The organism is Paenibacillus daejeonensis DSM 15491, from assembly GCF_000378385.1.
In the GTDB taxonomy this organism is placed as follows: Bacteria; Bacillota; Bacilli; order Paenibacillales; family Paenibacillaceae; genus Paenibacillus_D; species Paenibacillus_D daejeonensis.
Genome location: NZ_KB899659.1, coordinates 876,351 through 900,932, shown reverse-complemented (window position 1 = coordinate 900,932; position 24,582 = coordinate 876,351). Strand labels below are relative to the sequence as shown.

Below are 24,582 nucleotides of genomic sequence, written 5' to 3'. Positions count from 1 at the left end.
GAAATAAACCGAATACAGGGGGAGGGTGAAGTATGATTCAGGTTGGTTTAATGGGCGGCACCTTCGATCCGATACATTATGGACATTTGCTTGCCGCCGAGTCGGCCCGCGAGGCTTGTGGACTCGACGAAATCTGGTTTATTCCCGCCGCCACGCCACCGCTCAAGGATCATGCACCGCATGCATCTTCCGAAGAGCGTCTGGAGATGGTATACCGGGCGATTGATTTTCAGCCACACTTCCGGGCAATGGACCTTGAGCTGGAGCGTGGCGGCACGTCGTACACGATTGATACGGTGAAGTCGCTGCGTGAGCTGTACCCGGGCCGGGAATTTTCCTTTATCATAGGTGCCGACCGGGTGAATGATCTCCAGCAATGGCATCAGATTGAAGAATTGGCAGAGCTGGTCTCCTTTGTCGTGGTGGAACGCCCAGGCGTCACAATGGATACCGGCAGCTTGCCTGCTGGTGTGCGTGAGAAACTGCAGCGCTGCGAGATGCCGCTCATTGATATATCATCGACCGATATTCGCGCGCGGCGCGGGGCAGGCCGATCTATCCGTTTTCTGGTACCTGATAAAGTGTATCAATTCATTAAAAGGAATGAACTCTATGGATCGTAAGGCACTAATGGAGTCCGTACAGGCACAGATGTCATCACGGCGCTGGTATCATACTGAAGGTGTGATGAGCACGGCAGCCGATCTTGTGAAACGGTATGGCGGGGATCCCGAACAGGCCGAGCTCGCGGTCATCCTCCATGATGTGGCCAAACAATGGCCTGTGGAGAAGATGGCGGAAGCGATCCGGGAGGAAGGCGAATATCTGGAAGTGCTCGATCATGATAAAGAGCTCTGGCACGCTTACGCTGGAGCCTACGCGGCCCGCCGCGATTATGGGATTACAGATCCGCAGGTTCTGGATGCGATCCGGTTTCACACCTCCGGTCGTCCGGGGATGTCTCACTTGGAGAAGATTGTCTGGCTGGCTGATCTGATTGAGCCGGGCCGGAGCTTCCCGCTGGTGTCCGATATTCGTGAACTGGCGGAGCAGAGCTTGGAGAAGGCGATCCTGGCAGGACTGGACACAACAATCTTGTTTTTGATTGAAAAAGGCAAACGTATCTATCCCTTGACATTGCTCGCACGCAATAACTTGATTCTTAAGGAGGCTGAGGCATGACATTGACTTCGGAAGCGTTAATGCAAATTGCTGCAAGTGCAGCAGAAGAGAAAAAAGCGAATCGGTTGATTGCATTGAATTTGACCGGAATTTCGCTGGTGGCCGATTATTTCGTGATTTGTCACGGAAATTCGGACATCCAGGTACAATCCATTGCTACGGAGGTTCGCAAGCAAGTGGAGGCCAAAGGCGGCATGATCCGCGGAATTGAAGGCATGGATTCTGCCCGTTGGGTTCTGATGGATTTGGGGGATGTGGTGGTCCATATCTTCCACCGCGACGAGCGGGACTACTACAATATCGAACGGCTATGGTCGGACGCCAAGGTTGTGGAGTTCGCATGACGCTGACCGCCGGACAGACCCAGCAGCTGACAGTTGTCCGCGAGGCACCGCCGAACGGTTATTATCTGAGCAGCGAGCCAGGGGGACGCGAGGTGCTGCTACATTACTCGGAGATCGTTGGCCACCGGCCCAAGGCTGGTGACACGGTTGAGGTGTTTGTCTATCATGATTCGGAAGATCGGATCGCAGCTACGATGCGCCAACCGCTCATCCAGCTCGGCGAAATGAAGCGGCTTAAGGTTGCGGATATCCATGCGCGTCTGGGCTGCTTTCTCGAGATTGGGCTGGGACGGCAGCTGCTGCTGCCGATTTCGGAATTGCCGGAGCTGCGTGAATACCGTCCAATGCCGGGTGATGAAGTGTTTGTAACCTTGGCTCATGACCGGGCTGGTCGGCTGGTGGCCAAACTGGCAGGTGAACAGGAGCTTGCTCCCCTTGTATTTGCAGCACCAGACACTTGGCGCAACCAGACAGTAGAAGGCTGGGTAACCAAGACACTGCAGATCGGTTCTTTTGTTCTGATTGATGGCGGTGTTGTCGGCTTTGGTGCGTATGGCTTCATTCCAGCCGATGAGCGGATCAAGCCACTTCGGCTGGGAGAACGTGTACAGGCCCGAGTGACTTTCATTCGTGAGGATGGGCGGGTCAACCTGTCGACGGCGCCGCTCAAGCAAGTGGGCCGAATCGAGGATGCTGAACGGATTCTGGCGTTTTTGAAGGAACGGCCCCGCGGAGCAATGCCTTACTCTGACGAGACACCAGCCGATATTATCAAACAGCGCTTCGGGATTAGCAAGTCTGCGTTCAAACGGGCGCTGGGCAAGCTGATGCGTGAGCGCCTGATCACGCAGGATGGCAGCTGGACGTATCTCGCCGGCCAAGATCAAGAACAGGCAGGAGAGGGGCCGTCACCTAGCCCGGCCAGCGACTAACTCTTTGGAGGATTTATGCGAGCCTATCGACAATTTGCATCGGTCTATGACCGGTTGATGGAAGACATGCCTTATCCCGATTGGCTGGGCTTCATGCGCCAGTGCTGGGAGCGATACGGAATTCCAAAATCGGTTGCCGATTTGGGCTGCGGGACGGGGAGCTTATCTATTCCGCTGGCTAGATCGGGATTTCAGGTCTATGGCATCGACCTCTCCGCCGATATGCTAACTGTGGCGCGCAGCAAGTGGGAGGAGTCGCCTCGCGAGGCCCTGATGCCGGGCCGCGGCTCCATCCGATGGCTGCAGCAGGATATGAGAGAATGGGAGCTGCCCGAACCGGTGGATGCGTGCGTCTCCTTTTGTGATTGTCTCAACTATTTGACGGAACCGGATGATGTAGAATCCGCACTGCAGGCGACCTGGAGAGGATTGAAGGAAGGCGGCGTGTTCCTGTTTGACGTGCATGCGCCCCTGCAACTCCAGCGTTACGCAGAGGAGCAGCCGTTTACGCTGGACGAGCGGGATATCGCTTATATTTGGACAAGCGATTACGATGCCCAGCGCAGAGAAATTGAGCATCAACTGACGATTTTCGCACGTACCGAACGTCCGGGAGAGGCCTTGTTTCACCGGATTGAGGAAGTTCATATTCAGCGGGCTTATGATCCAGAGTGGCTGACAGCCGCGCTTAAGCGGGCGGGCTTCTCCAGGATAGAGACATTTGCCGACTTTCAGTTGAAGTCGCCTGAGGCGGATAGCGAACGGCTATTTTTCGCTGCGGTGAAATAGGCGGGCTATCAAGCTTGACAGCGGCTGGGGCCTTGATTAGAATAAGGGAAAGTTAACCGATAAGTCAGGGCAAGGAAGAGGAGTAGTAGTGCGTGAACCGGATCAGAGAGTCGGCGTGTGGTGCGAGCCGAACCGGAAGAGCGGATGAACTCGCCTTGGAGCCTGCGTGGCCTGAGTACCTCGCGGTACCGGTCGTCGCCGTCTGTCCCGCGATAAGGGATTCAAAGTGAGTGACGGGCAAAGCATGTCCGCCGCTAACTAGGGTGGTACCACGGGAATAACTCTCTCGTCCCTAGCCAATGCGCTGGGGCGGGAGTTTTTTTGTTTTTAAAGAGGTTGTTAAACCATTTTGAACACAGACTTAAGTGGTACGAACGCATATTTTATTTCAGGAGGCTTACGAGCATGACCGATGAAAGACAAGCGCAAGCGGGCTATCAACCGCTGACCTTAGAGCCGAAATGGCAGCAATACTGGGATGAAAAGCAAACCTTCAAAACGACCGAGGATCCGGCCAAGCCGAAATTCTACGCCCTCGATATGTTCCCCTACCCTTCAGGAGCCGGACTGCATGTCGGTCACCCGGAAGGGTATACCGCAACGGATATCGTCTCGCGCTATAAGCGTATGCGGGGCTACAATGTCCTGCATCCCATGGGCTGGGACGCATTCGGCTTGCCGGCGGAGCAGCACGCTCTGGATACCGGCAAGCATCCGAGAGACATTACCTTTGTCAACATTGACAATTTTCGCCGTCAGATCAAATCCCTTGGTTTCTCGTACGATTGGGACCGCGAGATCAGCACAACTGATCCTGATTATTACAAGTGGACGCAATGGATTTTCATCCAGCTCTACAACAAAGGACTGGCGTATGTAGCAGAGGTGCCGGTGAACTGGTGTCCGGCATTGGGCACTGTATTGGCCAATGAAGAAGTCATCGATGGCCTGAGCGAGCGCGGCAACCACCCGGTTATCCGTAAGCCAATGCGTCAATGGATGCTGCGCATTACGGCTTATGCTGAGCGCCTGCTGGAGGATCTGGAGGAGCTGGATTGGGCCGAAAGCATTAAGGATATGCAACGCAACTGGATTGGCAAATCCAAGGGGGCAGAGGTTACCTTTGCCATCGACGGACATGACAAAACGCTGGAAGTCTTCACTACGCGTCCGGATACACTGTTCGGTGCGACCTATTGCGTCTTGGCACCTGAGCATGAGCTGGTGGCAAGCATTACGGCTGCTGAGCAGTTGGAAGCGGTCAAAGCCTACCAGGACAAAGCGGCTCGCAAGAGTGATCTGGAGCGTACAGATCTCGCGAAGGAGAAGAGCGGGGTGTTCACCGGTGCGTATGCCGTGAACCCGGCGAATGGTGCCAAACTGCCCATCTGGATTGCCGATTATGTATTGGCCGGGTACGGCACAGGCGCAATCATGGCGGTACCGGGGCATGACCAACGGGACTGGGAATTTGCCAAGCAATATGAGCTGCCGATCGTCGAAGTCGTCGAGGGTGGCGATGTGACGAAGGAAGCTTATGCAGGTGACGGACCTCATGTCAACTCCGGACTGCTGGACGGCTTGGACAATGAGAAGGCCATCCAGGCAATGACGAATTGGCTCGAAGCAGAGGGCAAGGGACAAGGCAAGGTAACGTACCGGTTGCGCGACTGGCTGTTCAGTCGTCAGCGTTATTGGGGAGAGCCGATTCCCATTCTTCATTTGGAAGACGGCACCATGAAGCCTGTCAGCGAGTCTGAGCTGCCGCTATTGCTGCCTGATGTGGACCAGATTACGCCTTCGGGTACTGGCGAGTCTCCGCTTGCTGTTGTGACGGACTGGGTGGAAACAATCGATCCGGAAACCGGTATGAAAGCCCGCCGCGAAACCAACACCATGCCGCAATGGGCGGGCAGCTGCTGGTACTACCTGCGGTTTATCGATCCACACAATTCCGATGAGCTGTGCGCCAAGGAAAAGCAGGAACAATGGCTGCCGGTCGATCTCTACATCGGTGGAGCAGAGCACGCCGTGCTTCACTTGCTGTATGCGCGGTTCTGGCATAAGGTATTGTACGATCTTGGTGTGGTCTCGACCAAGGAACCGTTCCAGAAGCTGGTGAACCAGGGGATGATCCTGGGCACGAACAATGAGAAAATGAGTAAATCGCGCGGCAATGTCATCAACCCGGATGATATCGTCGGAGAGTACGGCGCGGATACCTTGCGGATGTATGAAATGTTCATGGGTCCGCTGGAGGCGACCAAGCCTTGGAATACTAACGGGGTGGAAGGATCTTACCGGTTCTTGAGTCGCGTATGGCGTCTCTTCATTGCCGAAGACGGTTCCGTAACCTCCAAATTAACTGACAGCGAAGGCAGTGACGCCTTCAAACGGGTCTGGCACCGGACGATTAAGAAGGTCACGGAGGACTTTGAACATTTGCGCTTCAATACGGCCATCAGCCAGCTGATGATCTTCGTCAATGAGGCCTATAAAGCGGAGGAACTGCCAAAGGATGCTATGAAGCAGTTCCTGCAAATGCTGTCGCCGCTGGCACCGCATATCGCCGAAGAGCTCTGGAACCGGCTGGGTGGGGAAGAGACGATCTCGTACACGTCCTGGCCGCAATATGACGAGGCTTGGACGGTCGACCAGGAAGTGGAGATCGCCATTCAGGTAAATGGGAAGATCGTGGAGCGGATCTCTATTGCTGCCGGTCTGGACGAAGCGGAGATGGAGCGAATCGCCAAAGAGCAGCCTAAAGTACAAGATGCTATCGGCGGCAAGACGATTCGCAAGGTGATTGCAGTTAAGGGCAAGCTCGTCAATATTGTCGCGCCAAATTAGTGAATCAGGAAGGATACACCTACCTTTTCCACATCTTCATAGAATTTGGCGTGCGTGGTTCGAATGAGCCGGTTAAACGTGCCATCCAATTCGTGGTTTAGCATGCGGATCGCTTCCGCAGTGATGCCGCCAGGTACGGAGACTCGGGCCTGTAGTTGATCCGGAGTTAATCCGCCTTCGGTGAGCAGCTTGCCGGTTCCCAGGAGCATGCGGCTGGCCAAGGTTGTTGCCTCCTCCGGATCGATGCCAGTTTCCTGAACGGCGGCATCAATGAACCGCTGCAGGAAGCAGGCAAAGAAAGCCGGTCCGCAGCTGGAGATGTCGGATACGACGCGCGTGTATTGTTCCTCAATGCGCAGCGGCTCGCTGATGTGCGAGAGCAAGCCTTCCAGACGGTCACGATCGGCAGGATCAATCCGCTTGCCATAAATGCACAGCGCTGCGCCGCTGCACACATAGTTTGTAATACTTGGAATGACCTTGGCAACCTTGCAGGGCAACCATTCCTCCAATTGGGCCAGAAGCACTGGACTAGTGATCGACACGATCATTTGCTCCGGGTGCACGCTGGCCTTTATGTCGTCTATGACATGTTTGAAATCGAGAGGCTTGATACACAGAAAGACCAAATCGCTGCTGCGCACCACCTCTGCATTGGAAGGAACGGCGCGCAGCCCTGGATAGGAAGCCGCCAGGCGTTCGGTTTTGGCCAGGCTGCGACTGCTGGCCGTGATCTGTTCGGGACTCATCGCGCCAGAGCGGATGAACGATTCGATGAGCAAGCTTCCCATACTTCCTGTCCCGATAAATCCGACTTTCATCTTGAATCCCTCCTTGCATCATGACATCATAAGCTGCCTAACTAACCTTATGCGGAGCAGCTCGACCGACATGACCATTATTCGCCAAAACTCGAAAGGAAAGGATGATATAGGATGAAAACGTTGAAGCGCTTGTTATCCACTGAGAAGCGTGTCACGACTCTTTTGCTGGCTGGGGGCGCCTTGCTGCTGCTGATGGCATTGGGAATGCCCAGAGAAGACGAGCCGGAAGGATGGAAGCCATTGGACAGCAAAATGGTTAGTGGGCAAGTCGAGCCTGAGACGGCAGCTTCTCCGATAGAGTTGCAGGGACCAACAGATGCGGTTATACCGGTAGAAGAACCCATCTCCCTTGTTGATGATTCGGATGACGCGACAGGAACCCAGCCTGAAGCTGAATCTGAACCCCTGGCACCAACTCCCGGGCCAGAGGAGCCTGCTCAAGCGATCCCCGTAGCTACAGTACCAGATGCAGCAGGAAAGATAGATATTAACCGGGCATCGGCCGAACTGTTGGACACCCTTCCAGGCATAGGCGCAGCCAAGGCGCAAGCGATCATCGCAGACCGCGAACAGAATGGTTTTTTCCGGTCAGCGGATGATATTATAAGAGTCAGGGGAATCGGACCGAAGATGCTTGAGAAGATGAAAGAGCAGATTGTGGCCCTTCCTTAAAGTTTGGCGGTCGGGATTGTCGATTATCCGGTAATATGCGACAATAGTAGACGGAAGGAAGCGTTACCTTTTATACGTATTTCAGTCAAAGCCGTACATATTATATGCCCTTGCGGCAAGGAGGAACAATGGCATGAGCGAGGAACGCAAATTTACGTTGGATACCCTTTCGGTTCACGGAGGACAGGAGATCGATCCGTCGACGATGTCGCGTGCTGTGCCGATTTACCAGACCACTTCTTACGGTTTCCGCGATACCGATCACGCAGCTGATTTGTTCGCACTGAAAGAATTCGGCAACATTTATACCCGAATTATGAACCCGACGACAGATGTGCTCGAGAAGCGGGTAGCTGCGCTCGAAGGCGCGCCTGCTGCGCTGGCGGTGGCATCCGGTCAAGCCGCAATTACATATGCTATTCTTAACATCGCGGGTGCGGGAGATGAGATCGTCTCCGCAGCCAGTCTGTATGGCGGCACGTATAATTTGTTCTCCGTGACTCTGCCCAAGCTGGGCATTAACGTCAAATTCGTGGACCCTTCGAGCCCGGACAATTTCCGAGAAGCGATCACGGATAAGACCAAGGCTGTATTTGCCGAGACTATTGGCAACCCCAGAGGGGATGTCTTCGATGTAGAAGCAGTCGCGGCAATCGCCCATGAGCATGGGGTTCCCTTGATTGTCGATAATACGTTCCCGAGTCCATATCTGAGCCGTCCAATTGAGCATGGAGCGGATATCGTGGTGCATTCAGCGACCAAGTTTATTGGTGGTCACGGCACGTCGATTGGTGGCATCATCGTCGACGGCGGCAAGTTCGATTGGGCAGCCAGCGGCAAATTTCCGGGTCTGACCGAGCCCGATCCGAGCTATAATGGTGTCATTTATACCGAAGCGGTTGGTCCGATCGCTTACATCATCAAGGCTCGCGTACAATTGCTTCGCGATATGGGCGCGGCCCTGTCGCCGTTCAATGCGTTCCAGCTCTTGCAAGGTCTTGAGACTCTGCATCTGCGGATGGAGCGTCATAGCTCCAATGCACTAGCGGTAGCTCAATATCTTGAGGGACATGAAGCGGTTGAATGGGTGAACTATGCCGGCTTGCCAAGCCACAGTTCCTACGACTTGGCTCAGAAATACTTGCCTAAAGGCCAAGGCGCGATTCTCACATTCGGCGTGAAGGGCGGCATCGACGCAGGTAAAAAGCTGATTGGAGCGGTTCAGTTGTTCTCGCATCTTGCCAATGTCGGCGACTCCAAGTCACTCATTATCCACCCGGCCAGCACAACGCACCAACAGCTGACAGAGGATGCGCAGCAGGCGGCAGGCGTTTCGCCGGGCATGATTCGCCTCTCCATTGGCACTGAGGGTATCGAGGATATCATTTACGATCTGGATCAAGCGCTCCGCGCAAGCCAATCCTAGAGGAAGGGCCAGCGAAGCGGCACCAAGAGAAAGGAAGTCATCTTCATGTCAACACAAGACGCTTTGCGCAAGGATTGGGATACGTACTTTATGGATATCGCCTATATGGTAGCAACACGGTCACGGTGTCCGCGCCGTCATGTCGGCGCAGTGCTCGTGCAGGGCAAGAAGCTGCTGGGTACAGCATATAACGGCGCGCCAATGGGGGTGCCGGACTGCTCGGAGGATGGCTGCATGATCGTCGAAGAGCTGGAGGTCAAGGTAGTGGATGGCCAGGAGGAAATGCTGCGCAAGCAGCGCTGCATCCGCACGATTCATGCGGAGCAGAATCTTCTGCTGTTCACCGACCGTACTGATCGTGAGGGCTCGACCGTCTATGTGACAGACCAGCCCTGCTGGACATGTGCCAATATGTTGGCCAACAGCGGCATCCAGGAGGTCGTCTACCATCGCGCCTATCCCAAGGACAGTGAGAAGGTGCTGCGGCTCATGGAGCTGAAGGGGCTAATCTTCCGCAACCTGAGCGGCTATGAGCCGCCGGAGCAGACCGTGATGCCGGTGATATCATAAATGCGCAGAGCAGGTTAAATTAAATAGTAGCTTGTTGCAGAGGAAGAACCTCTTGCCGTATGTCAGATACGGGAAGGGGTTCTTTTTTTGCATGGAAACAGGGAGGTTATCGGATGGTACAACGACCGGTCGTGTGGTGCACGATTTGTTATGTGGCTGGCAGCTCGGCAGCTGCAGCGCTCCGTATGGAAGGAATCATTCTCGGGCTGGCGGCATTGCTCGCGCTGCTGAGCGCTCTTGCTTGGCTGCGCTTGCTACCATGGCGTGTGGCGGCGGTGTGTGCGCTCGCCTACGGGGTAGCTGCAGGTTCCCGAATATGGGCGGATGCGGCCAATACAAGCGGACTGCCGGAGTGGCTGGCAGCCGCAGAGGCAGATGAATCACTCAGCTATGCCATTGAAGCCATCGGTACGATCACTCAGCCCGTATCGGTGGATGGCGATCGTGCACAATTTCGAATGAAGCTGGAGTGGCTTACAGCTTCAGATGATACAGAGCCAGTCGCAATTGAGGATCGTCTCCAGGTGCAAGTGAAGCTGGCAGAACAAGCAGAGCAGGAGCTAGCTGCGACCTGGCGACGGGGCGACAGGGTTCGTCTGAACGGGGAGCTGCGGCTGCCGGCAGAAGCCAGTAATTTTGATGGCTTTGATTACCGGCGGTACTTGCATAGCCAGCGAATTCATTGGCTGCTCCAAGTGGATGGAGCGGGAGCGGTAACAGCAGAACCAGGAGGCTTCTGGACCCGCAGTGCCTGGATGGGACGCGTGGATGCGGTCCGGGAGGCAATGGGTGCTCGAATGGATGCGATGTACCCGGAGCAGCAAGCGGGATACATGAAAGGCCTGGTCATGGGAATGAGCGATGATCTGGATCCTGAACGGTTCCGCCAGTTTTCTGAACTCGGCCTGACACATATTCTTGCCATATCCGGCCTGCATGTGGCCGTGTTCCTGTATTGCCTGCACTTGCTTCTACGGATGTTCCGGCTGCCGCGGGAGACAGCCATGAACATCTTGATTGCAGCCGTCCCTTTGTATGTGCTGTTATCCGGTGCATCTCCATCTGTGATTCGTGCAGGCATCATGTCGATGATCGGTCTGTTTGCGGCCAAGCTGGGTATGCTGAAGGACGGTCTTCATCTGTTGTGTGCCGCAGCCTTGCTCATGCTGATCATCGAGCCTTACATGCTAGGCAATGTCAGCTTTCAAATGTCAGTCATTGTTACCGGCGGCTTGATCGTGGGGGTTCAGCCGCTGCGTAAGTCGCTGCCTCAACTGCCACGGGGAAAAGCGGTTATCGATCTGGTAGCGGTGTCCGTAGCTGCCCAGTTGGCATCTTTTCCGCTGACCATCTATTATTTCAATCAGTTTAATCTGGTGTCTCTCCCGGCCAATATCCTGCTGGTGCCATTTATCAGTTCTATTGTGATGCCCCTGGGCGCAGTTTCACTTGCACTAACGACGGTTTGGCAGCCCGCGGCCAATCTGGTGGCATCGCTTGCCAAGTTGGGCAATGACCTGACCTTCACCATCACTGACCTCATGAACCAGCCGGATGTGCTGCGATCGAGTTGGCCAACGCCGCCGCTATGGTGGGTACTAGCCTGGTACGCGGCACTCTTGCTGCTCTACCGTTGTTTACCGGCGTTTCGTGGCGCCGAGGGCATTGCTCCGAAGGGCAATCCTCTTACCGGTACATCTGCGGAAGCACCTACAGTCCCGTTGGGCAGCCAGGCCCTGCCGGGGGATTCCTCTGCTCCGCAGCTACGGAAATGGCGTGTTCAGTGGCTGTCAGGTCCTGTTGCACGTCTGGCCGGCATATTGCTCCTGAACGCATCCTTATTAGGTTATGCCTACGCACCAAACCGATGGGATCATGCCGCCTATGTAGAAATGATTGATGTCGGACAAGGCGATGCATTGCTCATCAGGACCCCGGAAGGCAGACATATTCTAGTGGACGGTGGGGGCACTGTGAAATTCCGCCAGCCAGGAGAAGAATGGCGCGAGCGTCGGGAGCCGTATGAGGTGGGCCGCAAGCTGCTGGTTCCATTACTTATGAAGCGGGGCGTTCATAAAATCGATCTGCTCATCGTTAGTCATCTGGATACCGATCATATTGGCGGATTAGCGGCGGTGCTCGATACAATTCCGGTCAAGCGAATGCTATGGAACGGCAGCTACAAAGAGTCGACGGAGGCCAAAAGCTTATTAGCAAAGGCGGTGCAGCGTGGCGTCGTTCTTTATCCGGCGTGTGCCCCTCAAGAGTGGCAGCTTGAACCGCAGGCGAAGGTGAAGGTGCTATGGCCGCCTGCTGCGGGTGCGGCCAGCTGTGGCGCGGATGTGGATCGGCTTCCGGTAGTTAATGAACAAAATGAATATAGTGTCGTTGCCCGGATTGAACTCTATGGCTACAGCTTATTGCTTACCGGGGACATTGGAACGACGGCTGAGCGTCTCGTGTTGCAGCGTCTAACGGAGCAGACGCAAGGACACCCGCAAGTGGATATTATGAAAGTGGCTCATCATGGCAGCCGTCATTCGACGACACAGGAGTGGGTGAATTATTGGCAACCTGCCGCGGCCCTCATTCCGGTCGGACGCTATAATTGGTATGGGCATCCCCATCCAACCGTGACGGGGCGGCTGGAAGACGCAGGGACGGTGGTGCTTCGCTCTGACCGTGATGGGGGTGTATTGTTCCGAATGACGGAGCACGGAATAGAGCATCGCGCCAAACTTTATCCTTGACCGGAAAACGCCGTAGCGGGAGGCTGTCCAGGGTATACGGAACTAAGGTTTTCTGTTATTCTTATGAGGGGAAATTCGCAGTTTCATGCCTGCTCTTCAATGAAAAAGGGACGGGCTCGTTAGGTTTTCACTGAACTCTTATCATGAGATTGTCGTTTTATTAAACAGGCAGAATGAAAAATTTAGACTTTTTTTATAATATCGCAGTTCCGACTGCAACATTTGACACAGCCTTTCCGTCTGAAAGGTTGATAGAGAGGGGGATCCTTCGTGGTAGAGCCTGGCCTCATCAGAGCCGCTCAATCGGGCGATCGCGACGCTCTTATAACTCTATTGCGCGAAATTGAATCCCACGTATACCGAACGGCCTATTATATCGTCGGCAATGAACAGGATGCGATGGACGCGGCGCAAGAAGCGCTGATCCGGGTCTATACCAAGATTCATTCCTACGAGGAGAAAGCACAGTTCAAGACTTGGGTACAACGAATCGTAACGAACATTTGCATCGATAAGTTCCGTAGAGCCAAACCGACGGTATCCATTGATGAACATGATATGGTTTTCCGGGAGAAGCAGAATGTCGAAGAAGAAGTGCTGGCGGCCTATGCTGCTCAGGACATCCGAGAGGCCATCGACAAGCTGCCGGACCACCATCGCGCGGTCGTTGTTTTGCGCTACATGCAGGATTTCTCTTACAACGAAATAGCTGACTCCCTGGATCTTCCGCTGAATACGGTCAAATCGTACCTGTTCCGGGCCAGGCAGCAGCTGCAGACTTTACTCCATGATTATGAGAAAGGTGGTGTCCGAGGATGACTTGTCAAGAGGTGATGGACTATATGCAACGACAACTGGACGGGGATCTCGATGAGCGGGAAACCGACATCTTGCACAAGCATACCAGGCATTGCCCCGACTGCGCCGCGATGCTGGAACGATTGCAGCGTCTATCTGGCGAGTTGGACAGTCTTCCCAAGGTTACTCCGCCGTTCAGCCTGGTCGATGCCATTCTGCCCCAGCTAGATGAAATTGAACATAAACCAGCCCCACATGCCGCAGCGTTTGCTGCGCCAGAGGAGGCATCCCGCAGGGTTGCCCCGACGGATAGAAGAAAAGGCTGGCTGGACCGACTGCCGCTCAGAACACTCAGCGGCGTTGTAGCTGCCAGTATCGTTGCCGGCTTGTTCATTTTCAATTACAGTACTCCGTCACCAAGTGATGAAGCGGCGGAGGTCAGTACCTTCCAGGCGCAAACTGGTGATACGAACGATACTGGAGCGGGTTCAATGAATGGCAGCGGTGAAATGCCAGGTGAGCTAGAAGGCGGCGTTCCCGATGGGAATGAAGAGATGGGTATTTTTGTAACCAACGGCAATGAAGAGCCGTCAGCCACTAATGATTCTGTGGGCGAAAATGCATCAGGCTCTGAAGAGCCTAGCACGCAGCCAGCCCCCAGAGGAGCAAACGAGCTGACTCCTAACACGGATGAACAAGCTACTCCTGCGGAGCAAGGGAAACCGAGCTCGGAGAAGTCCTTACCGAATCGCGAGCAGAATGCGCCGGAGTCTGGTCAGAAGCAAGACACAAGAAAGAATTCAAGTAACGCTAACAGTGATGAACCCTCAGCAGGTATGATGTCTGAGCCGGAATCCGCACCGCCTGTCTCGGAGCAGCCTTCCATGGATCAGCCCGTACGGGAAGAGATGCTGTTTGACTTCCCGATGGATATGGCGCCAACCTTCGATGAAGAGTTGCCGAGTGCTTCGGATGTTGCCAGAGGCTATGCTCAGGCGGACACGGTGGCGTCACCTGACGGACAGATGAAGGCGGCGGTCCAGAGCCATGTGCTGCAGATCTATGGCAGCGACGGCATGCTGATCTTCGAGAGCCGCAAGCAGCCGGGCAGCAGTATTCAGCATCTGAGCTGGTCTTCCGACAGTCAGACGTTGTCCTACGAGCTGCATGGTCGTGTGGCCGAAGACAGTTCCAACAATAATGGCGTGACCAATCAAGCAACGTCCGTTGAACGCTACGTCGTGAATATCAAGGACGGGACAGAGACTAAACAGTAATTGCAGGGATGAACGCACACTTCTCGGCAGCGGGAATATACTAAGGTATAAAGCAACGTTGACGAAAGCGCCTTGACACGTATGACCGTCCGGTAGGAGGAACCATGGCCCTGCCTACGGATGTTTATATAGATGCTCAGGGACAGAGGGATGAAGCCACAGCGGCGTCATCCCTTTGTTGCGCCTGGCACTGATTACGTATACCATGATGGAATACACAGGGAAAGGGGCGGTTCAGGGTGGATTTAAAAACAGCCACGCAGGAAATTAAAAACGGGGCAGCCAGGCCGGTGTATGTCCTCTATGGGAAGGACCGATTCCGCATGCAGGGATTTGTCGACTTCTTATCTTCGACACTGCTGAGCGAAGACGAGCGGAGTCTGGGCATCGTAAAAGCAGATACAGCCGAAACACCAATAGAAGAGATTGTTCTGGAGGCGGAGACCCTGCCGTTTTTTGCATCCCGCAAGCTTCTGCTTGTTCGGGATCAGACCCTGCTCGCCGCCGGCAAGGACGGGAAGGTAACTCATCAAACCGATGAACTATTTCGCTACCTGAAGGATCCAGTAGATACCAGTACGATTGTCTTTATCGTTCAGGCGGACAAGCTGGATGAGAGGCGCAAGCTGGTGAAGCAGTTGAAGGAGCGAGACGCGCTCCTGCTCTTTCAGGAGCTGGAGGGAAAGGACCTGTACCGTTGGATCGGCAAACGTGCCAAAGACCAGCAGCGGACGTTTCAAGAGGACGCCGCTGAGCTGCTGGTGCTGCGAACAGGCTCTAATCTCCATCGGGTAGCCCAGGAGGTGGACAAGCTCTGTCTCTATGCAGGCGAAGGGGGTACAATAGGCAAGCAGGAAGTCGAACTGCTGACAGCCTCCTCGACGGAAGAGGACGTATTTGCGCTCGTCGATGCCATCGCTACCTTGCAGAGTGGAAAAGCATTGACCATGTACAGAGAGCTCCTGCTGCGTCGCGAAGAGCCAATTAAGATTGCAGCTCTGCTGGCCAGACAATTCCGGATTTTATTGCAGATCAAGGAGCTAGACAGCCAGCGGTTCTCCCCGCAGCAAATGGCTGGACAACTGGGTCTTCATCCGTATGTCGTCAAGTTGTCGCTGGAGAAAGCCGGCCGTTTCGACACCAAGACCCTGGCGGGTTTGCTCAGCAAACTGGCGGATCTGGACTTTAAGATGAAGACGGGACAGATCGATAAAGTTCTGGGGTTAGAACTATTTTTAATCGCATTGGGCGGTCAGCGTCCCGCTTAAAAGAAAAAAATCCTGTCCCGCCTTCTTGTGGAAGGTAGGGACAGGATTGTTTTTTGCTTGCGATTGAATTAAGCCTGAGCCGAAAGAGCGTTAACTTTTTTGGCCAGACGAGATTTTTTGCGCGCAGCAGCATTTTTGTGGATCAGGCCTTTAGTAACGGCTTTGTCCAGCTTCTTCGTAGCTGCGACCAGTGCAGCTGCAGCAGTTGCTGCATCGTTGCTGGCGATGGCTTGATCGGCGTTTTTAACGGCCGAGCGAAGGGCGGATTTTTGCGAAGCGTTCAGAGCACGGCGTTTTTCGTTCGTGCTTACGCGTTTGATAGCTGATTTAATGTTTGGCATAGCTTTCACCTCCTGGCAAAGAAACAACTGTGAATCAGAAACACAACTTAAAATATATTATCACGCAAATGATGAAAAAGCAATAGTAGCTTCATGGTTAAAATAAAGCCACGGCTGTAGTTAGAGAAGCGCTCAGCACATGGCAGGACTGCATAAAGACTCCTCAGTGGCGCACACTAAGGCCAAACGTGTAGGAGGAGTTGGAACGCGTGAATCATTCACTTGATCTGCAACACTATATGGTACGTACCGACCTTGCATTGGAGGCCAAAGAGCTGGCTGAATCCGGTGGCCATCCCATCCCTGGCGTCACGTCAGAGATGACTGAAGAGGAAGGCGTCCGCATCACCCGGTTGGTTGTTGAGAACGAGCAGGGCTCGCAGGCGATTGGCAAACTGCCGGGACGTTATGTGACACTGGAAGCGCCCGGGTTGCGTGGATTGGATACAGGTCTGCAGGATCAAGTGGCGACCATTTTTGCGCGCGAGTTCGAAGCGCTGCTGCAGCGACTTGGCGTGCGTACCGATGCCAAAGTACTGATCGTCGGTCTGGGTAACTGGAATGTGACACCCGATTCACTGGGTCCGCTTGTAGTGGAGAACGTTATGATTACCCGGCATTTTTTCGAATTGATGCCCGACGATGTCGCACCGGGTTACCGTTCGGTGAGTGCAATCTCGCCGGGGGTCATGGGCACTACCGGGATTGAGTCCAGTGAAATCGTTCAAGGCATCGTCGGGCGATCCGAACCGGATCTTATCATAGCCATTGATGCTCTGGCATCGAAGTCGATGGAGCGGGTCAATACGACGATTCAGATTGCAGATACAGGCATTCACCCAGGCTCGGGAATCGGCAACAAGCGACGTGGGTTGACTGAGGAAATCCTGGGCGTGCCCGTCATAGCAATTGGCATTCCGACAGTCGTTTACGCTTCGACCATTGTGAACAACACCATTGAGATGATGCAGCGCCATTTTGAGAGCCATACGGACCAGACGGGTCAAATCCTGGGATTATTGCCTTCGATGCAGGATCAGGAGCGCCTGATGCTCGTGAAGGAGGTATTGGAGCCGCTTGGTAACGACATGCTCGTCACGCCAAAGGAAGTTGACCAATTTATCGAGGATATCGCCAACATTATCGCGAGCGGCCTCAACGCCGCCCTGCATGACGCGGTAGACCCCACCAACGTAGCAGCCTACACCCACTAACATCCCGCTTGAAACTGCAGGCCTGCCCGGACAAATCCCGGGCAGGCTATTTTGTGATTACAGAAAGAAATGAAACTAGTATCACCGCGAAACGACCGCCCAGCTGTTTTGTTTGCAGGAGGTGTTATAACCCAACCAGTGGGGGGGGCGTGCTCAGAGGTGATCTGGAGAAATGTAGCTTGCATGAGCTCTAACGGCCACCATGACCGCTATTTTACTCGAAATGGGCTGTTTGAAATTGTAATGGCCATATAAGCACCTATTTACCTTGTCAGTGCCTATTGTAGCTTGATTTCACTGAAATAACTGCGCTGGTGGCCGTTAGATTTGCGAACTACCCAAAATGGCCGGTATAAGAGCGCTGGTGGCCGTTAGAACAGTTAAGGATTCTCGTTCGCTGTCGGAAAAACTTCAAATAAAAGTTCAAAAAGTTCGGTTTTCAGCACCGAGAAGGTTGGAGGCAGGAGAAAATGAGGAGCGGAGCGTAGGTGAACCTACGTGAGCACCGGAAGTTTCACATGCCTTCAAGATTCGATGCCGAATCATCTCCTTGAAATAGCTTCGTGATCAAAACCGAACCTTCTATGATTCTTGTAAAAGTTTGGTTTCTATCGTTCTATCATTTCCTACTCTCTCATAGTATGGTAGCAGACTAAGCGCAGCCTACCGATGCGTGACCGAAAGTAGGGAGGAAGAACATGAGAAAGCTCGTTGCCCGGTTTAGCGGCAGCAGACGCAGCGAACGAATCCGTCAGTGGCTCGTTACCGGCCGCACCTTTGCGATCCTATCCCTTTGCTCGATGGTGTTTTTTTTGCTGCTTGGCGTGGGGGGGATTGTCCAGCGTCATACAGCCAGTTCTCCGGTAAGTTCAATGAAGGGCTTTGCTGCTGCCGTATCCAGCTCGCTGTTCGCTGAGATGATCAGCATGGAGCTGCCCTCCTTCGAGAATGACAGACCCGCCAGTACAATTAACGGCATTCAGACCGCTGCCTTCCTAATGCGTCTGCTGACGGATATTAATCCGCAGGACCCTCGTTCGCTGGTTGCCGGAGAATTACCTGGGATGAGCAGTGACCAAGCCTTCCTGCTTCGAGGCGGTTCGGGTACTGGAACTGGCGTCGCGCCCAAGGACCAGGTGCCGATTCCCGTAGATCCTTCAGAGATTCCAGAGCCGGGACAGACGATCGCCCCCCCGGAGACGCCCCCGGTTCAAGAACCGACCGAATCTCCCGAACCGGCCGATGATGGCTCGATCAAGCCCAAGCGCAATACAGTATTCATCTATCATACGCATAATCGCGAATCCTGGTATCCTGAGCTGCCGGAGGGGACCAAGGATCCCAGCTCGGCGGATGTCAATATCACGCATGTCGGCAAGCATCTTGGTGAGAAACTGGAAGAGCTGGGGATCGGAGCGTCGGTCTCCATGCAGGACTATCCGACAACAGTGCCGGGGTACCGCTGGGAGCTGCTCTACAAGTATTCGATGAAGACAGTCCAGGATGCCATGGCCACCAACGGCGACCTTACTTACCTCTTTGACCTCCACCGAGACTCCAACCGGCGCAAGCATACAACGGCAACCATCCACGGAAAAGATTACGCCCAGGTATTTTTTATCATCGGCCATGGCAATCCTGATTGGAAGAAGAACGAAGCGTTCGCGACCCGAATTCATGAGGAGCTCGAAGCGCGATATCCTGGCATATCAAGAGGCATCTGGGGCAAGTCGTCTGCCAACGGAAATGGGGAGTACAACCAGTCACTGTCATCGACGAGTGCCCTTATCGAGATCGGCGGCGTCGACAATACGTTGGAGGAATCGAATCGGACGGCCGATGCTCTGGCGGAGGTCATAGCGGATATTATATGGGAAGCTGAGCGGGTGGATGGTACGCCTGCCCCAGCTTCGTGACGAGAGGAGAACGGTGAGATGAAAAAAGATGCGATGAAATGGGCATTGCTTGGCGGTGTGGTGGTATTCCTCGTGTTATATGGAATTGAAGTGGTCACGAGCGGAATCGGTACTGTATATGGTCCGCTCGAAACCTCGCGCATTCCGACCCAGATAACCGATGCGCGTCAGGAGCCTGCAGCACATACTTCACGTGAAGACAATCCGTATTCCCCAACGCAATCGCTGCCGGTTAATGAGCCTGCGCCCGTACGTGTCCCGGTTGCAGCAGCGGGCGTACCGGAGCGCATCTCGGTGGGAGGAGCGGCAGCAGGGTCGTTTGAATATCGACCGCTTCCGCCTCAGAGAGTCTATGGTACGGTGCGAGAGCCATCCGTCAATCGGGTAGCTGAACAGACGGCCGGGATGCTGCAGACGTTGTCCAATAATGGCATTCGAATGGTCGTGTCGGTGTTCGACTCGCTGACCAAGTAAGATATGCGTTGAAGGCCAGCCCTCCAACTGCTATAATGAACAGAATGATTTGTATTATGGACTCGTGTGGGGGTTAGGCATGACTGACGTTCGAAACCGACAAAAGATGATTCGCAACTTTTCTATTATAGCCCATATTGATCACGGGAAGTCCACGCTGGCGGACCGGATCCTGGAGTTTACGGGCGCCCTGACATCCCGCGAAATGCAGGAGCAGGTATTGGATCAGATGGACCTGGAGCGTGAGCGGGGCATCACCATCAAACTGCAGGCTGTCCGGCTGAACTACAAAGCCGACGACGGAGAAGAATATATTTTGAATTTGATTGATACGCCCGGACATGTCGACTTCACGTATGAAGTATCACGCTCGCTAGCAGCTTGTGAAGGCGCGCTGCTGGTCGTTGATGCTGCACAGGGCATTGAAGCGCAAACCCTCGCCAATGTATATCTGGCGCTGGACAACAACCTGGAGATCATCCCGGTCATCAACAAGATCGATCTGCCTAGTGCGGAGCCTGAGCGGGTAAAGCAGGAGATCGAGGACGTGATCGGCCTGGATGCAAGCGATGCAGTGCATGCGTCCGCCAAGGCTGGAATTGGTATCAAGGAAATTCTGGAGCAGGTTGTAACCAAGATGCCGTCTCCGGAAGGCAATCCGGACAATCCGCTCAAAGCGCTTATCTTCGATTCACACTATGATGCCTACAAAGGCGTCATCGTCTATGTGCGTGTCGTGGACGGCAGCATTAAGCCAGGTTCGCGTATTCGTTTCATGGCGACCGAGGCTGAGTTCGAGGTACTCGAGGTTGGAGCCTTCATGCCGCGTATGACATCGGTCAATGAATTGGCTGTGGGCGACGTCGGCTTCGTGATTGCTGGCATCAAGAACGTAAAGGATACCCGTGTCGGTGATACGATCACCGAAGCCAAGCGGAGAGCGCCAGAGCCGCTTCCAGGTTACCGCCGGATTAATCCGATGGTATTCTGTGGTCTGTATCCCATTGAGACACAGGATTATAATGACCTTCGTGAAGCCCTGGAGAAGCTGGAGCTTAATGACGCTTCCCTGCGCTACGAAGCGGAGTCATCAACTGCACTTGGTTTTGGCTTCCGCTGCGGTTTCCTGGGCTTGCTCCATATGGAGATTATTCAGGAGCGGATCGAGCGTGAGTTCAACATTCCGCTCATTACTACTGCGCCAAGTGTTATCTATAAAGTTACGCTGACCAGCGGTGAGACGATCGATATCGACAATCCGTCCAATTTGCCAGAGGTTGGCAAAATTGAATTCGTTGAAGAGCCGTATGTCAAGGCAGCCATCATCGTGCCAAACGATTTCGTCGGCGCAATCATGGAGCTGTGCCAGAATAAACGCGGCGAATTTATTAATATGGAATACCTCGACACCAATCGTGTCACCATTACTTACGATATTCCGCTCTCGGAGATCGTCTACGACTTCTTCGATCAGCTGAAGTCGAGTACCAAGGGCTACGCGTCCTTCGATTATGAGCTGTCCGGTTACCGCCGTTCCAACCTCGTGAAGATGGACATCATGCTCAATAGCGAGCAGGTCGATGCGCTATCTGTTATCGTGCATAGGGACCGGGCATACAACCGTGGCCGCGTCATCTGCGAGAAGATGAAAGAGCTGATTCCGCGGCAGATGTTCGAAGTGCCGATTCAGGCTTCAATCGGACAGAAGGTCATTGCGCGCGAGACGGTCAAAGCGATGCGCAAGAACGTACTTGCCAAGTGTTATGGCGGCGATATTAGCCGGAAGCGCAAGCTGCTGGAGAAGCAGAAGGAAGGTAAAAAACGGATGAAGCAGGTCGGCAGCGTCGAAGTGCCGCAGGAGGCCTTCATGGCAGTCCTGAAGATTGACGACTAGACCATTACCGGATGAACACAAGGGGGAGCGAAGCTCTCCCTTGCTTCTCGTTTGACACTCGATTTACTGTAAATGAATTGCGGGCAAGGAGGCTTCCCCATGAAACAACAACCGGCGCCTAGAGGTGTCTACATTCATATTCCGTTTTGCACGAACAAGTGTCACTATTGCGACTTTAACTCCTTCGTCCTGAAGGGACAGCCGGTGGACGAATACCTGGAGGCACTGGAGCGGGAGATGGCCGCGACTAGCATCATGCTCCCCCCGCAAGTCATAGATACCGTATTTGTTGGCGGCGGTACGCCTACGGTGCTGACCCCGGAGCAGATGACTAGATTTCTGGCTGCCGTCAAACGGCATTTTCCATTAGCAGACAATGTCGAGTTCAGCATGGAAGCCAATCCCGGCACGACCGACCTGGAGAAGCTGCAGGCCATGCGAGAGGGCGGCGTGAACAGACTCAGCTTCGGCGTTCAGTCGTTTGATAATGTGCTGCTGGAGCGAATCGGCCGTATCCATGACGTGGATGACGTGTACAACAGCATAGCTAATGCACGTACTGCGGGCTTTGACAATCTGTCGATTGACTTGATGTTCGGACTGCCTGGACAGACCGTTGATGCCCTGCAAGACAGTGTTGCACGCGCTTTGGCTCTCGATCTGCCGCATTATTCGCTCTATGGTTTGAAGGTAGAGGAGAATACGCTCTTCCATAGACTGTATGAGCGGAACGAACTCATTCTCCCCGAAGAGGAAGAAGAGCTGGAGATGTATCTCTACATTATGGAGCAACTCAAGAATGCCGGCAGACGGCAGTATGAGATCAGCAACTTTGCAAAACCTGGCTTTGAGAGCCGGCACAATACGATATACTGGCGCAATGAGCCTTATTACGGACTCGGAGCAGGAGCCCACGGCTATGCCGGTCGCCATCGTCATGTCAACATCAAAGGTGTGCAGCCGTATATCGAAGCGACGCGTAACGGTCTGCCACGGCTGGATAGCAGCGACGTCTCCGAATCGGAAGCCATGGAAGACTTCATGATGGTAGGCTTGCGGCTTCTCGAAGGGGTAAGCAATACCGATTTCGGTCGTCAGTTCCCCGGTCACTCCATCGAGGAGCAATTTGGCGATATTATTATGCGGCTGCAAGATGACGGGCTTCTAGAGGCCGAAGGGGATCGGTATCGTCTGACAGAGCAAGGCGTGCTGCTAGGCAATGAAGTGTTTGGCGCCTTTGTTACGGTGCTGGAGGATTGAAGCAGTCACAGCGCTAGTAAAATGAGGTTGAATATTAATTCCTAATGTTGTATATTTATTCGTATTGATTCATTGGGGCACGCCCTTGTGGCCGGGTTCGCAAGATGATGGAGGGAGCTTCATGACGACAACATGCCGCAAAGCGACGCCGGAGGACGTCGATTCATTATATGAGCTGATCAGAGGATACGCTGAGAAAGGCATCATGCTGCCCCGTTCGCGGGACGTATTGGCCAGGCAGATCGACACCTTCGTGGTGGCTGAAATTGATGACGAATTTGTGGGCTGCGGGTCCTTATTCCAGCTTGGAGCTGAACTGGTGGAAATCCGCTCTCTCGGAATCTCTGAAGGGCATAAAGGGCAGGGCATTGGCAGCAAGCTGGTCCAATTCCTCGAAGGCGAAGCAAGAGAGCAGGAGCTGCCCAAGATTATGGCGCTCACCTATGAGGCGAATTTCTTCCGTAAGAACGGATATGAGATCGTCAGCAAAGACATCTTTCCCGAGAAGGTCTGGACCGATTGCATTCATTGTGCGAAGCAGGATCGCTGTGATGAAATTGCCGTGCTCAAAATACTGAACTGACTTGACAATCGCCAAGTCGGTTTGGTATTTTTGTATTACGGATTAGCACTCGATGGATTGGAGTGCTAACGATAGCCGGGACAGTGCTCCTTGGCGACCGCGAGAATCGATTTGGACCAGGAGGGGTTAGGATGTTGACAGAACGCCAACGGATGATTTTAAATGCGATAGTAGATGACTACATCCGCTCAGCCGAGCCTGTTGGTTCGCGGAGTATTTCCAAGCGTGGAGATGTGGCCTTCTCGCCTGCGACGATTCGTAATGAGATGGCAGATCTGGAGGACCTTGGGTTCCTGGAACAGCCGCATACCTCTGCCGGCCGCGTACCTTCAACCAAAGGCTACCGGTATTATGTCGATCATCTGGTCAAGATCGGCGAAGTAAACGATCTTGAACTTGAGCGGATCAGGATATTCCTGGCCGACAAGATGAATTTGATGGAGCAAGTCATCCAGCATGCTGCGATGATTCTTTCCAATTTGACCAACTACACCTCGATCGTGCTTGGGCCGGAGATCTTCAGTAATTCCCTGAAGCATTTTCAGCTCATCCCGCTCAATGAGGATACAGCGGTAGCAATTGTCGTGACGAATACGGGTCACGTCGAGAACCGCACGGTCTCCATCCCGCCGGGCATGGATATGTCGGAGATGGAGAAGGTCATTCGTATTCTTAATATGAAGCTTGCAGGCGTCCCGCTTACCCGTCTTCGCTCCCAGCTTTATTCCGAGGTTGGCGCGGAGCTAGGCCGCTATGTAACGCACTGTGAACAACTGCTGGGTGTGTTAGATGATGCACTTGCCCGTGAGGGTGACCAGCGTGTCTACGTCAGCGGTACCACCAACATGCTGACGCAGCCGGAGTTCAAGGATGTCGATAAGGTTAAACTGCTGTTGGATTTGTTTGATGAGACCCCGACGCTCATGAAGCTGGTCGGCTCATTGCCCGATGGTATTCAAGTCAAGATCGGCAGCGAGAACGGCCACCAGGCGATCAGCAATTGTAGTTTGATTACAGCCAGTTACTCCCTCGATGGACAATCGCTTGGAACGATCGGCATTTTGGGTCCGACCCGAATGGAATACGGCAAGGTCATCAGTCTGCTGGACGTCTTGTCCAAGGATATGGTGTCTACCTTGTCCAGGTGGTACAAGTAAGCTCGTTGGGGTAATGAGGGATACAACAGGCTGCGGCCTGAACAGGATAAGGAGGTGATTC

At 53.8% G+C, this 24,582-nt stretch carries 22 protein-coding genes and 1 other annotated feature; of the genes, 20 read left to right on the top strand and 2 right to left on the bottom strand.

Features of this window, described 5'->3' with window-relative positions:
- The first annotated feature begins 32 nt into the window (after positions 1-32).
- The 6 genes from nadD to leuS all read left to right on the top strand — a co-directional run bounded on the left by nadD (position 33) and on the right by leuS (position 6,097).
- Positions 33-623, top strand: a complete 591-nt coding sequence (gene nadD, locus F556_RS0104350; protein ID WP_020615679.1) for a nicotinate-nucleotide adenylyltransferase — start codon at positions 33-35, stop codon at positions 621-623.
- Positions 613-1,182 (top strand): bis(5'-nucleosyl)-tetraphosphatase (symmetrical) YqeK, encoded by a 570-nt coding sequence (yqeK, locus tag F556_RS0104345; protein WP_020615678.1) that lies wholly within the window; start codon positions 613-615, stop codon positions 1,180-1,182. The genes nadD and yqeK overlap by 11 nt, the downstream gene beginning before the upstream one ends.
- Entirely contained in the window at positions 1,179-1,526 is a 348-nt protein-coding gene (rsfS, locus tag F556_RS0104340; protein ID WP_020615677.1) for a ribosome silencing factor, read from the top strand. Before yqeK ends, rsfS begins: the two co-directional genes overlap by 4 nt.
- Positions 1,523-2,458 (top strand): CvfB family protein, encoded by a 936-nt coding sequence (locus tag F556_RS0104335; protein WP_020615676.1) that lies wholly within the window; start codon positions 1,523-1,525, stop codon positions 2,456-2,458. The genes rsfS and F556_RS0104335 overlap by 4 nt, the downstream gene beginning before the upstream one ends.
- A 15-nt stretch (positions 2,459-2,473) precedes the next feature.
- Positions 2,474-3,247 (top strand): class I SAM-dependent DNA methyltransferase, encoded by a 774-nt coding sequence (locus F556_RS0104330; protein WP_020615675.1) that lies wholly within the window; start codon positions 2,474-2,476, stop codon positions 3,245-3,247.
- 63 nt (positions 3,248-3,310) lie between these two features.
- Positions 3,311-3,544, top strand: a binding site (T-box leader).
- 108 nt (positions 3,545-3,652) lie between these two features.
- Positions 3,653-6,097 (top strand): leucine--tRNA ligase, encoded by a 2,445-nt coding sequence (gene leuS / locus F556_RS0104325; RefSeq protein WP_020615674.1) that lies wholly within the window; start codon positions 3,653-3,655, stop codon positions 6,095-6,097.
- Here leuS and comER read toward each other — a convergent pair.
- On the bottom strand, positions 6,094-6,918 hold the full coding sequence (comER, locus tag F556_RS0104320; RefSeq protein WP_020615673.1) for a late competence protein ComER: 825 nt from the start codon (positions 6,916-6,918) through the stop codon (positions 6,094-6,096). The genes leuS and comER overlap by 4 nt on opposite strands.
- A 114-nt stretch (positions 6,919-7,032) precedes the next feature.
- Between comER and F556_RS36030 the strand changes: the two genes are divergently transcribed.
- From F556_RS36030 to holA, 7 genes are all read left to right on the top strand, one after another.
- The gene (locus F556_RS36030) at positions 7,033-7,593 is read left to right on the top strand and encodes a ComEA family DNA-binding protein (protein WP_020615672.1); all 561 of its coding nucleotides are present in this window, start codon (positions 7,033-7,035) and stop codon (positions 7,591-7,593) included.
- Positions 7,594-7,726: 133 nt separating this feature from the next.
- Positions 7,727-9,019, top strand: coding sequence for a homocysteine synthase (locus F556_RS0104310; protein ID WP_020615671.1), 1,293 nt, complete (start codon positions 7,727-7,729; stop codon positions 9,017-9,019).
- Between the two features lie 45 nt (positions 9,020-9,064).
- Complete coding sequence (locus F556_RS0104305) at positions 9,065-9,589, top strand: deoxycytidylate deaminase (protein WP_020615670.1); 525 nt, start codon at positions 9,065-9,067, stop codon at positions 9,587-9,589.
- Positions 9,590-9,702: 113 nt separating this feature from the next.
- Positions 9,703-12,339: a ComEC/Rec2 family competence protein gene (locus F556_RS0104300; protein ID WP_020615669.1), complete on the top strand. Its 2,637-nt coding sequence runs from the start codon at positions 9,703-9,705 to the stop codon at positions 12,337-12,339.
- Positions 12,340-12,609: 270 nt separating this feature from the next.
- Positions 12,610-13,158: an RNA polymerase sigma factor gene (locus F556_RS0104295; RefSeq protein WP_020615668.1), complete on the top strand. Its 549-nt coding sequence runs from the start codon at positions 12,610-12,612 to the stop codon at positions 13,156-13,158.
- Complete coding sequence (locus tag F556_RS36025) at positions 13,155-14,414, top strand: zf-HC2 domain-containing protein (RefSeq protein ID WP_020615667.1); 1,260 nt, start codon at positions 13,155-13,157, stop codon at positions 14,412-14,414. The genes F556_RS0104295 and F556_RS36025 overlap by 4 nt, the downstream gene beginning before the upstream one ends.
- Before the next feature lie 239 nt (positions 14,415-14,653).
- Positions 14,654-15,682: a DNA polymerase III subunit delta gene (gene holA / locus F556_RS0104285; RefSeq protein ID WP_020615666.1), complete on the top strand. Its 1,029-nt coding sequence runs from the start codon at positions 14,654-14,656 to the stop codon at positions 15,680-15,682.
- A 68-nt stretch (positions 15,683-15,750) separates the two neighbouring features.
- Here holA and rpsT read toward each other — a convergent pair whose 3' ends face one another.
- Positions 15,751-16,023, bottom strand: coding sequence for a 30S ribosomal protein S20 (gene rpsT, locus F556_RS0104280; RefSeq protein ID WP_020615665.1), 273 nt, complete (start codon positions 16,021-16,023; stop codon positions 15,751-15,753).
- 239 nt (positions 16,024-16,262) lie between these two features.
- On the opposite strand from rpsT, the gene gpr reads away from it, so the two are divergent.
- The 7 genes from gpr to hrcA all read left to right on the top strand — a co-directional run bounded on the left by gpr (position 16,263) and on the right by hrcA (position 24,521).
- Positions 16,263-17,237 (top strand): GPR endopeptidase, encoded by a 975-nt coding sequence (gene gpr, locus F556_RS0104275; RefSeq protein WP_040715811.1) that lies wholly within the window; start codon positions 16,263-16,265, stop codon positions 17,235-17,237.
- Positions 17,238-17,935: 698 nt separating this feature from the next.
- Complete coding sequence (locus F556_RS0104270) at positions 17,936-19,153, top strand: stage II sporulation protein P (RefSeq protein ID WP_020615663.1); 1,218 nt, start codon at positions 17,936-17,938, stop codon at positions 19,151-19,153.
- Between the two features lie 18 nt (positions 19,154-19,171).
- Entirely contained in the window at positions 19,172-19,627 is a 456-nt protein-coding gene (locus F556_RS36020) for a hypothetical protein (RefSeq protein WP_020615662.1), read from the top strand.
- Between the two features lie 79 nt (positions 19,628-19,706).
- Positions 19,707-21,521, top strand: coding sequence for a translation elongation factor 4 (gene lepA, locus F556_RS0104260; protein ID WP_020615661.1), 1,815 nt, complete (start codon positions 19,707-19,709; stop codon positions 21,519-21,521).
- A 99-nt stretch (positions 21,522-21,620) separates the two neighbouring features.
- On the top strand, positions 21,621-22,781 hold the full coding sequence (gene hemW, locus F556_RS0104255; protein WP_020615660.1) for a radical SAM family heme chaperone HemW: 1,161 nt from the start codon (positions 21,621-21,623) through the stop codon (positions 22,779-22,781).
- A gap of 121 nt (positions 22,782-22,902) precedes the next feature.
- On the top strand, positions 22,903-23,364 hold the full coding sequence (locus tag F556_RS0104250) for an N-acetyltransferase (protein ID WP_020615659.1): 462 nt from the start codon (positions 22,903-22,905) through the stop codon (positions 23,362-23,364).
- Between the two features lie 131 nt (positions 23,365-23,495).
- A complete protein-coding gene (gene hrcA / locus F556_RS0104245) occupies positions 23,496-24,521 on the top strand; it encodes a heat-inducible transcriptional repressor HrcA (protein WP_020615658.1) in 1,026 nt (341 codons plus the stop codon).
- Positions 24,522-24,582 lie beyond the last annotated feature (61 nt).

Excerpts from the sequence above, each read along its gene's own strand:
- hrcA (WP_020615658.1), top strand. The coding sequence starts at position 23,496 with ATGTTGACAGAACGCCAACGGATGATTTTAAATGCGATAGTAGATGAC.
- F556_RS0104300 (WP_020615669.1), top strand. The coding sequence starts at position 9,703 with ATGGTACAACGACCGGTCGTGTGGTGCACGATTTGTTATGTGGCTGGC.
- F556_RS0104250 (WP_020615659.1), top strand. The coding sequence starts at position 22,903 with ATGACGACAACATGCCGCAAAGCGACGCCGGAGGACGTCGATTCATTA.
- rsfS (WP_020615677.1), top strand. The coding sequence starts at position 1,179 with ATGACATTGACTTCGGAAGCGTTAATGCAAATTGCTGCAAGTGCAGCA.
- F556_RS36025 (WP_020615667.1), top strand. The coding sequence starts at position 13,155 with ATGACTTGTCAAGAGGTGATGGACTATATGCAACGACAACTGGACGGG.
- gpr (WP_040715811.1), top strand. The coding sequence starts at position 16,263 with ATGGTACGTACCGACCTTGCATTGGAGGCCAAAGAGCTGGCTGAATCC.
- F556_RS36030 (WP_020615672.1), top strand. The coding sequence starts at position 7,033 with ATGAAAACGTTGAAGCGCTTGTTATCCACTGAGAAGCGTGTCACGACT.
- rpsT (WP_020615665.1), bottom strand. The coding sequence starts at position 16,023 with ATGCCAAACATTAAATCAGCTATCAAACGCGTAAGCACGAACGAAAAA.
- hemW (WP_020615660.1), top strand. The coding sequence starts at position 21,621 with ATGAAACAACAACCGGCGCCTAGAGGTGTCTACATTCATATTCCGTTT.
- F556_RS36020 (WP_020615662.1), top strand. The coding sequence starts at position 19,172 with ATGAAAAAAGATGCGATGAAATGGGCATTGCTTGGCGGTGTGGTGGTA.
- F556_RS0104305 (WP_020615670.1), top strand. The coding sequence starts at position 9,065 with ATGTCAACACAAGACGCTTTGCGCAAGGATTGGGATACGTACTTTATG.
- F556_RS0104335 (WP_020615676.1), top strand. The coding sequence starts at position 1,523 with ATGACGCTGACCGCCGGACAGACCCAGCAGCTGACAGTTGTCCGCGAG.
- F556_RS0104310 (WP_020615671.1), top strand. The coding sequence starts at position 7,727 with ATGAGCGAGGAACGCAAATTTACGTTGGATACCCTTTCGGTTCACGGA.
- leuS (WP_020615674.1), top strand. The coding sequence starts at position 3,653 with ATGACCGATGAAAGACAAGCGCAAGCGGGCTATCAACCGCTGACCTTA.
- nadD (WP_020615679.1), top strand. The coding sequence starts at position 33 with ATGATTCAGGTTGGTTTAATGGGCGGCACCTTCGATCCGATACATTAT.
- yqeK (WP_020615678.1), top strand. The coding sequence starts at position 613 with ATGGATCGTAAGGCACTAATGGAGTCCGTACAGGCACAGATGTCATCA.
- comER (WP_020615673.1), bottom strand. The coding sequence starts at position 6,918 with ATGAAAGTCGGATTTATCGGGACAGGAAGTATGGGAAGCTTGCTCATC.
- lepA (WP_020615661.1), top strand. The coding sequence starts at position 19,707 with ATGACTGACGTTCGAAACCGACAAAAGATGATTCGCAACTTTTCTATT.
- F556_RS0104270 (WP_020615663.1), top strand. The coding sequence starts at position 17,936 with ATGAGAAAGCTCGTTGCCCGGTTTAGCGGCAGCAGACGCAGCGAACGA.
- F556_RS0104330 (WP_020615675.1), top strand. The coding sequence starts at position 2,474 with ATGCGAGCCTATCGACAATTTGCATCGGTCTATGACCGGTTGATGGAA.